This is a genomic window from Brucella sp. HL-2, assembly GCF_025846885.2.
Taxonomy (GTDB): Bacteria; Pseudomonadota; Alphaproteobacteria; order Rhizobiales; family Rhizobiaceae; genus Brucella; species Brucella quorumnocens.
The window spans coordinates 53,897-67,160 of sequence record NZ_JAOYTK010000004.1 but is presented as its reverse complement, the minus strand read 5'-3'; the positions used below and the strand labels follow the sequence as shown (position 1 = coordinate 67,160).

The following is a 13,264-nucleotide window of genomic DNA, read 5'->3' as shown; positions in this document are numbered from 1 at the left end:
GCAAGCTGCGTGCCAAATGCGAGATAAGGCATATGTGTTTGATTATTAATGCTTTTAATTAAAGTGAAGCTTATGAAGGGAACAACTGCAACAGTCTTAGTGCAACACATGTTGCAACTGTTGCATTTTCAGTGCGAGAGTTTCAAACGGCGATGGATAGTTGACCGATTGACCCCGAGTTTTCGTGCAAGCGCGGAAATATTGTTGCCGCATTCATCAAGCTGGCGACGCAAGATGTCCGCATCGCTGCGGAAATTTAAAGCAGCGATATTGACTTGAAAATGATCTGGCAGACAGTCTGTCGTGATTATTGCATCTGTTGCAATCGCTGCCGCGACACGCAAGGTATTATCAAGTTCACGGAGATTCCCGGGCCAGCTATAGGTCGCCAAGGCCTTACGTGTGATGCGATCAATCGTGATTGTTTCGCCTTCTTCCTCGCCGATGCGCCGTAGAAGATGATCAACAATAGGGTCGAAATCCTGCCTTTGGCGCAACGGCGGCAATTGTAGTGTTGCAGCATTAAGGCGATAGAGCAGATCTTCGCGGAAACGGCCTTCTGCGACCAGTCCCGCAAGGTCGTGATGCGATGCCGAGAGAAGCCGGAATTTGACTGGCTTCGGCTTCAATGCGCCAACAGGCTGTATTTCATTTTCCGAAAGAACGCGTAACAGACGGCTTTGAAGTGTGACCGGCATATCACCGATTTCGTCCAGAAACAGAGTGCCGCCGTTAGCTGCTTCAATAAGGCCGATCTTGCCTTTCTGCATAGCGCCGGTAAAAGCACCGGGCACATAACCAAACAGTTCCGATTCAATCAACTGTTCGGGAATTGCCGCGCAATTCACAGCAATGAAAGGTCCGGGCTTAGCGCTGCTATCATGAATGGCGCGTGCCAGATATTCTTTGCCGCTGCCGGTTTCACCTTTGATGAGGATCGGCAGATGACGACCCGCCAATTTCGCAGCCCGAGCTTGAAGAGCTTCCATTGCGGGATCTCCGAAACTCAAATGGCGTAAAGCTGCTGGTAGCCGCACCGATGCTACGACCGACGACGTCCTGAAACTGCTGACAGGAGCGATGGCGCTTGCAAACAATGCCAGACCATTACGCGCCCTAACCAGACGTTCGCCGTTTGGGCGCCCGCGCATCAGGTCGGGGAGCTTGTCAACGTCGATATCAAAAACATCTGAAATCGACTGGCCAACAAGGTCTTTTGTTGAGACGTTGTTTAGGCCCATTCCTCGCGCAACGCCGCCAAAGCCACCATGTGTCATTCCTGTAATCACGCCGTTACCGTTGATTGTAACTGCGGCGTCGGGATCAACATCAAGAAAATCTGGCAGTTTCGCCAACCGCAGTACCCAGTCCTCATGTGCTCTGGTCATCAAATTGGCAAGCTCAATGCGCCGTGCCGTAGAAGCGACCAGATGAAGCGCTAGTTGCTGACTCGCCTTCGCGGTTGGTGACCGCAATTGCGAGATATCGAGAACCGCCGACAAATCACCAAATGTATCGAAGATTGGTGCAGCTGTGCAGGTCAAGCCAATATGACATGCATCGAAGTGGTCATCCTGGTGAATGATAACCGGCTTTCCCGACACCATGCAGGCTCCCACCGCGCAAGTTCCAGCTCGGTCTTCCGACCATTCAGACCCAAGATACAGTCCAGCCTTTCGAAGCTGATTGTCGAATGTCGGATCGCCCATAAACTCGACGGTGACACCACGCGCATCCGATAGCAACAATACGTAGCTTTGATCGGCTACTTGTCTGAAAAGCGCTTCGAGCCCCGTTCGTCCGATGCGGATGAGTTCTTCCGACTGTTCGCGATGTTCCCGCAAAAGAGTGTCAGGCACGATATAGGCTTCTTGCGTCTGGGCAGGATTGAGCTGGTAATCGTTGAGACACCGCAGCCAGGATTGGATTACAGGACGATCACGATCGGACGCCCCGCCCATAGCGACGCGCTCAATCTCCTTGATGTGCGACAGTGTCGACACCATGATTGTTCTCCTCCGTCCGAATGCTCGCATAAGAAATATGAAGACTCAAGACGTCATGTGAAGTTTCAAATGCGCCAGTTTCTCTACATCGCCAGCAGTTTATTCACGGCTTGCCATCTGACATGAAGATGAGTAATTTAATCATCTTTAATATGTTCATTCGGCGACGCCGAAAGGCGATTTTTGTTGGGACGGTCAAAACGTTGAGCTTCTGGCACTCTATGATTTGGAACGCCGACGGCATTCGTGTCACCGCTCCGGTAAAATGGCGTGTTTTGGATGGATTGGTGAGCGTCTATTGGGAAGCTGAGAGCCCTTCTGGTGCCTCCGGATATTTTTTATCCCACGATCCTCGTATTATGATCTTTTTTCAGGATGTGTCGTCGAAGATACGTATATCAAACAAAAGCGGGTCGCAGTATCTGCACCAGCGTCCTATGACGCGAGCAATCTACATTCCCGCAGGCGTTCCTCTTTGGACGAATACAATCGCCTCGCATAGTTTCTCTCATCTGAATTTGCACTTCCATAAGGATCGTCTGCTTAAGTATCTGCGGCCCTCACTTGGTATATCGCTGGCGATGACAACTGTGCGCAGTCCTGTGGAATTACAAGATATCGGTGCGCTCGAAATCCTCGCGCGTCTCCTTGAAGAAGAAATTTCCAATCCTTCCCAGCATTCGCTTTATGTTGAAAACCTGATCGGCACCATTTTGGCACGCTTGCTTGTGGCACCTCGGATTGAAGACAAACAGGGCAATGGCCGACTCACTCAAGCGCAAATCAACAAACTCAATGCGCGTATTGGTGTTTCCAATGACGGGCGGCTCAGTGTTTCCGAGATGGCTGCGACTGTTGGGCTATCGGAGAGTTGGTTTTCCAATGTCTTCAAGCAAACAACGGGTCAAACTCCACTCCAATGGCAACTTACAAAGCGCATTGATCGCGCTCAGGAGTTGTTGTGTCTCGGTGATGCGACAGTCGCAGGTGTCGCTGCTCAGTTGGGCTTTACCGATCAAGCTCACTTGACCAAGGCGTTCAGACAGATTGTCGGCGAAACGCCGGCGGCTTGGCGCAGAATGCAACAAAACAGGCAGTAGTCTTTACGGGGTATAGAGCCTGTAGTCAGACAATCGCCAATTTGAAAAGATAGCATCACCCTGCCCGTATAGGCGGACGGGGTGATTTTCTTTTACCAGGTACGACGCAAAGTTGCAGTAATTTCGCGGCCAGGATTATAGAAGTCAGCACCAAAGCCGCCATAAGCAACATATTTTTTGTCAAACAAATTGCTGACATTCACTTCGAGCGTGGAATTGTCCAAGAATTCGTAACTGAAAGCAGCATCGAAAACGACGTTTCCACCTGCACCGGACGTGTTCGCGGCGGTGAAATAATAAGCGCCAGAATAACGGCCGCCCAATCCGAATGTCATATCGCCAATTTTACCGCTGCCGGGCAATGTATAGTTTGCCCATAAAGAAGCGATGTGCTGTGACACAAATTGGGGTCGATTACCCTCGGTTCCATCCCCACCATTTTCGACAATTTCCGGGTCAAGATAGGAATATGCTGCGGTCAGACTAAGATTATTTGTAAGTTCCGCCTTGGCCTCGAGATCAATCCCGCGAATTCGCACTTCGCCAATTGTGCTTGATTGTGCCGTAATCGGATCAGTGACCGAGATGTTGTTTTTTGTGAGATCATACGCTGCGAGGCTGAACAAAGCCGGAAATGCGTCTGGTCTGTATTTAACACCGACTTCAATCTGATCACCACGTTCCGGATCAAGACCAATCGCGGGAGGTGCGACTGACTCAGCGTAGCTTGCATAAACCGCCCATTCGTGGGTGACCTTATAAGTCAGACCAAAGCGACTGGTGAATTCGTTGAAGCCCGCTCCTGTGGTACTGTTGTTCAAGTTGTTGGTCTGCGTCAGATCAAGCCAGTCATTGCGCAGGCCAACGGTTGCAATCCACTGATCCGCAATGGTTAAATCCTGCTGTAAATAGATTGCCTTGGTCTTCTGCTTGCTTCCAGTGTTGCTCAGAAGCGGAACACTAACGGGCGCTCCGGTATAGACCGGATTGGTCCAGTCAATGCTTGGCGCGCTGCCCCACCAGGTCGCGTTGTTCCCGGAATAATTATTATACTGGAACCCGAGCATCGTGCGGCTTTTAACATTCGCAAACTCGGTTTCGTATTGCACATTGGCATCACCGATGAAGTTTTCTGCCGATGCTTCGTTTCCAAAGAAAGAACGTCCGGCAAGTGTTGATCCGTCCGTTGGAGTCGAGGAAATATACGCGTAACCGAAATCGGTCTTCTGCTTGCTGTAACGTCCATTGACGCTCACGCTAAAGCCATTTCCGAAATCATGGTCGAACATCGCGCTAACCGTGTTTCGGTCAGTGCCGCGATAATTATAATCTGGTTCACCGAAAAAGCGGCTTCTTTTAAAATCAGTACCAACTGGGTGCCCACCACTACCGGGAACGCCATTTTTATACAGATGATCAAAAACAATCGTCAGATTGGTGGCATCATCTGGACGCCAGGTCAGACCTCCCATGATGAACTTCTCGTCATCGCGCGAGTAATCATATTCGGCATCGGCATCTCTGAACTTGCCCATCAGTCGATAAGATAATGTATCGTCCGATGTCAGGTTGTCGCCAAAATCAAAACCGATTTCCTTGTGGCTGAATGAGCCGCCCGTCACATAGGCCTCTCCGAAACGCTCACTCCTTGGACGCTTGGTGACGTAGTTGACTGATCCGCCCGGATCCGACACGCCAAATACTGTGGAATTGCCGCCCTTTAATACCTCGACGCGTTCAAATGCGTATGGTTCCTCGCGGATGCCGCCAAACGGACGGCCGAGAGGCAGGCCATCACGATACGTTGTTGCATCAAAGCCACGAATTTTGAAGAAATCAAATCTATCGTCTGAACCATAAAAATCAGTCGAAACACCAGCAGTGTATTGCAGAACCTGCTCAACATTCTGAGCGCCGCGTTGCTGAATTTCCTTGGCTGTAATCACAGATACGGATGCTGGAGTATCAAGGATGTCAGTCGGCATTTTGCTGCCGCTTGTGATTTTTGTGGCTACGATAGAGTTTCTATCATCATCGTCCCCGGCTTTACCATCGACAGTAATTGTTTGCAGTACCACGGGTGCTGCAGAAACTTCCGCCTGCTGTGCAGCAGAAATGGTTGGCATGAACATCACCAGGGCAGAGCAACTCAATAGAACCGCTTTCCGCGCCCGTATCTCAGTTTGCCGATAGCTAACAGAAGTGGTGTTGATGTCCATTATTTGGTCCCGGATTCTCTTTTTCAGTTACATGCGGCCAACATCACCAGCATCGTTGGGATGTTGAGAGGTCAATCCTGGATACATCCCGGTACAGATCGTCCGAACGGCTGTGTTCAAAACTGCGTGCCCGTTTGTATCGCAATTGCTTGAATGCGCCACTAACTTGAGATTGATTGTCCAGTATTGTAAAAATCGGCATTATTGTAAAAAACCACGGTTATTTCGCCGCAAAATTGACATGGTTTAACCACCGGCCTTGACGGCCTTCGGTTAACCTGAGACTGAGTGGCAACTTTTAAACAATGGGGGGTCTACCCATGCCACGCTTTATCCGCTCTTTGTTCATACTGCTGATAATTTGCCTGTTCACAGGGCGAACAGGAGCCGCTCTTGCGAATGACAATCAGACATATCCTATTGTAATAAAACACGCTTTTGGCACAACAACCATTGAAAAGAAGCCGCAGCGTATTGCCACTGTGGCTTGGGCAAACCACGAAGTGCCGTTGGCGCTGGGCATCGTCCCTGTCGGAATGGCGTCAGCCAATTTCGGTGACGATGACGGTGATGGCCTGTTGCCGTGGGTTGCAGAGCGATTGAAAGAACTCGGGACAGACAAGCCAGTACTCTTTGATGAGGGTGATGGCATTGACTTCGAGGCTGTAGCAGCAACCAACCCAGATGTCATTCTGGCAGCTTATTCCGGTCTGAGCCAATCAGATTACGAGACATTGAGCCAGATCGCTCCAGTTGTTGCCTATCCACAGGCAGCCTGGTCAACCGACTGGCGCGAGATGATTCATCTCAACAGCGCTGGAATGGGCATGTCTGCGGAAGGTGATGCGCTTATCAGCAAAATCGACGCAGACATTGCGCGAACGGTCAGTGAATACCCGCACCTCAAGGGTAAAACGGCTATGTTCGTCACACATCTTGATGCGACTGATCTTAGCACGATCAATTTCTACACGACCAATGATACAAGGGTGAAATTCTTTCAGGACCTCGGTCTGGTATCACCAAAAAGCGTTGTCGGTGCGTCCAGGCCCGGACAGTTTTCAGGTTCCATCAGCGCTGAGCGCATAGATTTGTTCGATGATGTCGACATCGTCGTGACATATGGAGGAGAGCAGCTCTTCTCCGCGATGCGCGCCAACCCCCTTCTCGCCAAATTGCCTGTAGTGACCAATGGCGCTGTAGTCATGTTGGGGCGAAACCCGTTGGGTACCGCAGCCAATCCGACACCGCTTTCAATTTCGTGGGTGCTTAAGGATTATGTTTCTCTCCTCGCGGGTGCTGCGGAAAAGACGAAATGACTTCCGGCAGTCTTCATCAGCCCGATGCATCGGCCTATCTGCGTTCTTCTAATAGTATCAGGTCCTTGTGGCTGCTTTTGCTCATAGCTGTACTCATCATCTCATGCTTTCTGTCTGTCGCACTCGGTACACGGGATGTGTCCTGGGCAGAAATTCTATCTGCTCTTAGCGGCCATGACGACACTATCGGGCAGGCTGCCGTTGCCATGCGCATACCTCGAACTTTGCTGGCATTGTTGGCTGGCGCAGCTCTGGGCCTTGCCGGTACTGTTATGCAGGGCATAACACGCAATCCACTTGCTGATCCCGGTATACTTGGCGTCAATATGGGCGCGTCACTTGCAATAGTGATTGCTATATCCTGGTTCAACATTGCTTCCGCACATGCCTATATCTGGGTTGCAATCGGAGGTGCTGCCGCAGCTGCAATCTTTGTCTACACGATCGGCTCGCTAGGCCGAGGAGGTGCCACACCTCTTAAACTGGCTCTTGCAGGTGCTGCCACATCCGTTGCTTTTTCATCGCTTGTAATCGCTATAATATTGCCACGCGCTGATCTGGCAGGGGGTATACGCTCATGGCAAATCGGCGGTGTAGGTGGAGCGACGTTTGATCGTATTTCCTATGTATTACCCTTCCTTCTCGCAGGTTTCGTAATCAGTTTGCTATCAGCGAGAAAACTCAACTCACTTGCATTGGGGGACGAGCTGGCGACCGGGCTGGGTGAAAATGTTGCGATAGCCCGTATAATTGCTGCTATTGGGGCGATCCTCCTTTGCGGAGCGACGACTGCCATATGCGGACCAATCGGCTTCGTCGGACTAATCGTTCCTCATCTTTGCCGTCTTCTGGTTGGCGTTGATCACCGCTGGCTCCTGCCCTTTTCTGCAATAAGCGGAGCTTGCCTGTTGCTATCATCCGACATAGTCGGTCGTCTCATTGCTCGCCCTGCGGAAATCGATGTCGGCATCATCACAGCTTTCATTGGAGCGCCGTTTTTCATCTGGATCGTCAGACGCCAACGCGTGCGGGAGTTATGAACTTGTACTCCCCATTGATTGAAGAGCTAATCCGTAGTCGTAAGCGTAATCATCGCAGTCGATGGCTGTTGATTGCCAGCCTTACAACCATTTTGGCGGCATTCTTTGCCTTAACGCTCACTCTTGGACAATCGTTCACGCCACCAGGCGATGTAATGCGTGTCCTGCTGGGGGAGAATGTACCTGGCGCCAATTTTACGGTCGGTCAATTACGTCTACCACGAGCGATAGTGTCTGTGTTGGCAGGTCTATGTTTCGGTTTAGGCGGCGTGGCGTTTCAGACCATGTTGCGTAATCCGTTGGCGAGCCCTGATATTATCGGAATTAGTTCCGGGGCGAGTGCGGCGGCAGTCTTCGCGATTGTTGTATTGTCTATGAGTGGCCCAGCCGTTTCCATTTTCGCTGTCTTGAGCGGATTGGGGGTTGCCCTGCTCGTTTATGCCTTGTCGTTTCGAAACGGCGTTGCCGGAACACGTCTGATCCTGGTTGGAATCGGTGTGTCAGCAATGCTCGAAAGTTTTATTGCCTGTATTCTTTCCAGTGCACCGGCGTGGAATCTTCAGGAAGCGATGCGCTGGCTGACAGGCAGCGTTAACGGCGCCAGATTGGATCAGGCCGCACCGCTGTTTTTTGCGCTGATAGTTTTCGGCGGCCTGCTTTTGAGCCGAACGCGTGATCTGGAGTCATTGCGTTTGGGTGACGATACAGCGGCCGCGCTCGGAACGAAAGTCGCTCAAACGCGCATAATTATCATTATAGCAGCAGTTGGAATGATCTCATTTGCAACAGCGATTGCCGGACCAATATCCTTTGTTGCCTTTTTGTCAGGCCCTATCGCTGCGCGAATATTGCGCAATAACGGATCATTGCTCTTACCCTCAGCACTGATCGGAGCAATTCTTGTTCTGGCCGGTGATTATATTGGTCAGTTCATGCTGCCCGGTCGATATCCGGTTGGCGTCGTCACGGGCGCACTGGGTGCGCCTTATCTCATCTATCTCATTGTTCGCGTCAATCGAGCCGGAGGTTCGCTATGACAAGCCATACTCTCAAAGTCAGTCAATTATCGTGCGGTTATGGTGATACGCTAATACTTGAAGGATTGGATCTCGACGTCCCGATCGGGAAAATAACCGTCATCGTCGGTGCCAATGCGTGCGGAAAATCAACGCTCTTGCGCAGTATGTCACGCCTTCTTACCCCTCATCGTGGGAATGTGCTGCTAGACGGAAAATCAATTCACAAGATACCGTCGCGCGCACTCGCTCAGTCTTTGGGATTGCTTCCTCAGTCTCCGGTAGCGCCAGAAGGCATCACGGTCGCTGATCTGGTGAGCCGCGGCAGACACCCCTATCAAGGCATTTTCTCTCGCTGGACACGAGAAGATAATGAAGCTGTAGCCGCCGCATTGTCAGCAACAAAAACTGCAGAACTCGCCGAAAAACCGATTGATGAACTATCGGGGGGGCAAAAGCAGCGCGTCTGGATTGCAATGGCACTGGCGCAACATACTGATATTTTGTTGCTCGACGAACCAACCACATTTCTCGATATCAGCCATCAGATCGAAATTCTTGATCTGCTCACCGATCTCAATCAGACACGGGGCACCACCATTGTCATGGTGCTGCATGATCTCAACCTTGCGGCAAGATATGCCGACCATCTTGTCGCTATGGCAGGGGGGTGCCTTCATGTCGAAGGCTCGCCCGAAACGGTTCTGACCGAAAAGAACGTTCGGGAAGTTTTCAATCTTGAGAGCATCATCATCACTGACCCCACGTCAGGGAGGCCAATGATGCTCCCGATTGGCCGAAACCGGATGTGCTAAAAGGGCGCGTCAGAATAGCGAATACCCTTGCCCAACGCAGCCATTTTGATTATTCCCAAGACGGGAATTTATAATAACCCGGAACGCACACAAAGGGCATCAGGAAGATTAGAAGCACAATGGAAGAGGCAATCATTCGTGTCGCTGATCTCTCTGTCACTTATGAAGGCGCCCCGGCGTTAGCAACAGTCAATGTATCGGTGGCGCCGGGGAAAATCACCGTTATTTGCGGTGCAAATGGTTCGGGAAAAAGTACCCTACTGCGCAGCATGGCGCGCCTTCAAGCTCCCTCACAAGGCAAGGTGTTCTTTGAAGGAACCGATATAAGCCATTTACGGCGGCTTGATCTTGCTCGAAAGATTGCAGTGCTTGGCCAAATGCCTGAAGTTCCAGCAGGATTGACCGTCGAGGAACTGGTTGAAAATGGTCGACATCCGCACCGGCGTTTGTTTTCGCGCCTCGGACCTGAAGACCGCGCATTTATTGCAGGTGCGATTGCTCAGGTTGGATTACAGGACTTGTGTCACAGACATGTCGCATCGCTTTCAGGAGGCGAGCGACAACGGGCCTGGGTTGCACTCGCTCTGGCGCAAAACCCGTCTGTGCTGTTTCTTGATGAACCAACTAATTTTTTGGACATTCGCCATCAGGCCGAACTCCTCACTCTGTTGAAAATGCTCAATCGCGAACAACACTTGACCATCGTTGCAGTGCTTCATGATCTCAATCAGGTAATTGAACTTGCCGATGATGTGATCCTGATGCGCAAAGGCCGCGTCATGGCATCTGGCGAACCCGTAACGGTTTTCACCAAACAGCATCTAAAAGAGGCCTTTGATTTCGACATCGACATAACGCAACATCCGGTTTTACCTATCCCCTTCTGCCTGCCGCGTTGGGTCAACCCTGCCGATAAACCGTCGAAAAATTGAACATGCAATCTGCTCCACATGTAAGATCTGGTTCTTTCTTACTTCCTGCGAGCCTTATCCTCGTTGGGCTGATTTTATTGCTTCTTCTCACATTCGCGGAGCTCGTTGTCGGTAGCGCCAATGTCACAATGCAGGATGTATTGCTGGCCCCCTCCCGTCCGCAATCTGTTGCGCAGATTATTATTGAAACTATCCGTCTCCCGCGCGCATTGGCAGCCATACTCGTCGGGGCGGCACTCGCGGCGGCGGGCACAGTTATGCAGACGATCCTGCGCAACCCACTGGCCGCACCCGATATATTAGCCGTCACGAGCGGCGCACAACTTGCGCTCGTAATCTCAAGCTTGTTGTTACCCTTCGCTTTTCCGGGTTTTGCGGCAACCATCCTGGGCGGAGCAATCGGCGGCTTGGTTTGCTTATCAGTCGGTGGAGGCTTGCAAGCACAAACTGTCAGACTCGCGCTTGCGGGAGTGGCCGTTTCGTTGGCGTTTTCAGCTATTTCCTCAGCTATTATTCTGACTGCGGATGATCGGGCTTCGGGGGTTATTCTCTGGTCTGCAGGGATTCTGGATCAGACGGGTTGGAGCAAGATCGCGCCACTCGCTCCGGTAGTCTTCACGGGCATTTTGCTTCTGACATTGCTCGGCAGACAATTTGATATCATGGCACTTGGCAGTGATATTGCGTCAAGCCTTGGTCTTGGAAAAACCACAGCCATCATTGGGCTGTTGATTTCAGTTATCTTGGCTGGAGCGGCTGTCTCCATCGCTGGACCTATCGGCTTTATCGGCCTCGCCGTCCCCAATTTTTTACGTGCAAGTGGTTTGATCAAACATCGAGTACTGTTGCCTTCTGCATGCCTTTGGGGGGCGGTTGCATTGTTGGGTGCTGACGTTATCGCTCAATTTTTAAGCAGCGAAGGTAGGGTAATTCCGACTGGAATTCTCGCTGCTTGTCTTGCTGCACCTGTTTTGATTTTTATCCTTCGGAAGGTAAAAAATGAGGCAAGCACTCGCGCAAATATTCTGCTGGGGAAAGTGTTATTTGCGCGAAAGCTGACGCTCTACGTCACACTCTCGTTACTCTTATGCGTGTCTGTTTTTGCGGGCTTCACCTTTGGTGACGGCATCGCCGGTAGGCAAATAGATTGGAGTACAATCTATGCACTGCGAATGCCTCGGGTTTTCATAGCAATCGGCGCCGGGGCATTATTGGCAGTCGCAGGTTTGTTGCTTCAGGCCGTTACCCGTAACCCGTTATCGGGTCCCGAAACCCTCGGGCTTGCTCAAGGGGCCGCCCTCGCAAGTCTGCTTGCACTCTTGATGGGCTTTGTTCCGGGGAGCCCACTCTTTGCGTTGTTCGCAGCCGCAGGTGCAGGTAGCGTCGTTATCTTGATATCCGTGCTCGGGCTTCGTTTCTCGCCAGCAAGCATTGCATTGACTGGACTCGCAATTGCTGCCAGTCTTTCGGCGCTTAGCACGATTGTCGTTATTGAAGCAAAGCTACAGGTTGCGGAAGCTCTCTCTTGGCTGGCGGGCTCAACGCATGGACGCAGCTGGCACGATGTCGAAGCACTCGCGCCTTGGCTCATTCTTGTGCTAACGGCAATGGCGTTTGCAAAGCGGCTCGATATACTCGCGCTTGGTCATGACGGCGCTCAATCTTTAGGGGTTGATCCAGTTGCAACGAGAATGTGGGCAATGGCTCTCGCTGCCTTGTCTGTTGCGGGCGCTGTGGCTGCAATCGGCGCTGTAGGATTTGTAGGGTTGATCGCACCACATGCGGCGCGTTTATGCTGCGGTGCACGATATCGACATCTCTTGCCGGTTACGGCACTTATAGGCGCGATACTTACCGTTTTAGCCGATATGATAGGACGCTCTGTAATAGCGCCACACGAAATCCCGGCAGGAATCGTGACGGCCTTTATAGGTACCCCACTGTTCATCCTGTTGATGCGTAAACAATCGCGTTAGTACGCCAACATCATCAGACCACGTCTATTCAAATCGCTAGAGCGCTCGTTGTTTTTGCAATGAGGCGCAACATTGATCTCGTGGACCCGAAAGGCCAGATATTGCCGCCGATAGTATAGACTTGTTTGGCAGCAACCATCGGCAAAGCAGGCCAGATGGCGCTTTGGCTCAGCTCAATCGGTATCTCCTCACCGAGTATCAGAAGTTTCGTATCGGAACTCAGTGTTGCCAGCTCTTCCAACCCAAATGTCGTAAAGCCAAAGGGTTGATTGCCGCGATCAATTCCTTCAGAGAACCCAGCTTTTGCAAGCGTCCTCATAATCAGAGAATTGGACGTGAAAATACGCAGCCGGGCAACCCCAGGTAACGGCTGCGCAACAACCACATTTACGGAATTGCAGTTCTTTTTTTGAACGGCAAGAAGCTGCTCCTCAAATGACTGCCATTCTGCCTGCCCAGCCACTTCCTTGCCGGTAGCTTCTGCAGCACTCAAAAGGTTGTGTTTGGCAGCTTCATAAAAATCTGAGGCGTTAGAGCCTCCATCCAGTAGAATGGTAGGTGCGATTTCTTTCAATCGAGAAGCAATCGTACCGTGGCGCAGCACAGACGTAACTATAAGATCAGGCTTAAGGCGCATGAGCGCCTCAAGGCTTGGTTGCTGACGGCCGCCCACTTCGACAGCGTCAACAAGCGCTTCATTCTCAATACCCACCCATTGACGATAGCCAGCGAGATCGGCCACTCCTGATGGAATAAGCCCCAACGACAGAACCATTTCTGTCTCGGCCCATTCGAGGGTAACAATTTTGCGTGGGATTTGCGCACCGGCAACGCGCGTGAG

The 13,264-nt window shown here is 51.4% G+C and carries 10 protein-coding genes; 7 read left to right on the top strand and 3 right to left on the bottom strand.

Translation table 11 applies throughout. The features are described from left to right. Nucleotides 1-128: 128 nt before the first annotated feature. Nucleotides 129-2,006 (bottom strand): sigma-54-dependent Fis family transcriptional regulator, encoded by a 1,878-nt coding sequence (locus tag OIV19_RS08235; RefSeq protein WP_264231204.1) that lies wholly within the window; start codon nt 2,004-2,006, stop codon nt 129-131. A gap of 203 nt (nt 2,007-2,209) precedes the next feature. Here OIV19_RS08235 and OIV19_RS08230 point away from each other — a divergent pair, with 203 nt between their 5' ends. Further along, complete coding sequence (locus OIV19_RS08230; protein WP_264231372.1) at nt 2,210-3,106, top strand: helix-turn-helix domain-containing protein; 897 nt, start codon at nt 2,210-2,212, stop codon at nt 3,104-3,106. Nucleotides 3,107-3,198: 92 nt separating this feature from the next. Here the strand turns inward: OIV19_RS08230 and OIV19_RS08225 are convergent, their stop codons facing one another. Beyond that, nucleotides 3,199-5,325 carry a TonB-dependent siderophore receptor gene (locus OIV19_RS08225; RefSeq protein WP_264231203.1) on the bottom strand — a complete coding sequence of 709 codons (2,127 nt, stop codon included), beginning with the start codon at nt 5,323-5,325 and terminating at the stop codon, nt 3,199-3,201. 320 nt (nt 5,326-5,645) lie between these two features. On the opposite strand from OIV19_RS08225, the gene OIV19_RS08220 reads away from it, so the two are divergent. The 6 genes from OIV19_RS08220 (at nt 5,646) to OIV19_RS08195 (ending at nt 12,423) form a co-directional block, all read left to right on the top strand. Beyond that, the gene (locus tag OIV19_RS08220; protein ID WP_264231202.1) at nt 5,646-6,644 is read left to right on the top strand and encodes an iron-siderophore ABC transporter substrate-binding protein; all 999 of its coding nucleotides are present in this window, start codon (nt 5,646-5,648) and stop codon (nt 6,642-6,644) included. Continuing rightward, nucleotides 6,641-7,684, top strand: a complete 1,044-nt coding sequence (locus tag OIV19_RS08215; protein ID WP_264231201.1) for a FecCD family ABC transporter permease — start codon at nt 6,641-6,643, stop codon at nt 7,682-7,684. The genes OIV19_RS08220 and OIV19_RS08215 overlap by 4 nt, the downstream gene beginning before the upstream one ends. Continuing rightward, complete coding sequence (locus OIV19_RS08210) at nt 7,681-8,721, top strand: iron ABC transporter permease (protein ID WP_264231200.1); 1,041 nt, start codon at nt 7,681-7,683, stop codon at nt 8,719-8,721. The genes OIV19_RS08215 and OIV19_RS08210 overlap by 4 nt, the downstream gene beginning before the upstream one ends. Further along, nucleotides 8,718-9,515: an ABC transporter ATP-binding protein gene (locus OIV19_RS08205; protein ID WP_264231199.1), complete on the top strand. Its 798-nt coding sequence runs from the start codon at nt 8,718-8,720 to the stop codon at nt 9,513-9,515. Before OIV19_RS08210 ends, OIV19_RS08205 begins: the two co-directional genes overlap by 4 nt. A 119-nt stretch (nt 9,516-9,634) precedes the next feature. Next, complete coding sequence (locus tag OIV19_RS08200) at nt 9,635-10,447, top strand: ABC transporter ATP-binding protein (protein WP_264231198.1); 813 nt, start codon at nt 9,635-9,637, stop codon at nt 10,445-10,447. Nucleotides 10,448-10,524: 77 nt separating this feature from the next. Next, nucleotides 10,525-12,423, top strand: a complete 1,899-nt coding sequence (locus OIV19_RS08195; RefSeq protein WP_264231197.1) for an iron ABC transporter permease — start codon at nt 10,525-10,527, stop codon at nt 12,421-12,423. A gap of 28 nt (nt 12,424-12,451) precedes the next feature. Here the strand turns inward: OIV19_RS08195 and OIV19_RS08190 are convergent, their stop codons facing one another. Next, entirely contained in the window at nt 12,452-13,228 is a 777-nt protein-coding gene (locus OIV19_RS08190) for an iron-siderophore ABC transporter substrate-binding protein (RefSeq protein ID WP_498831033.1), read from the bottom strand. Nucleotides 13,229-13,264: the final 36 nt, after the last annotated feature.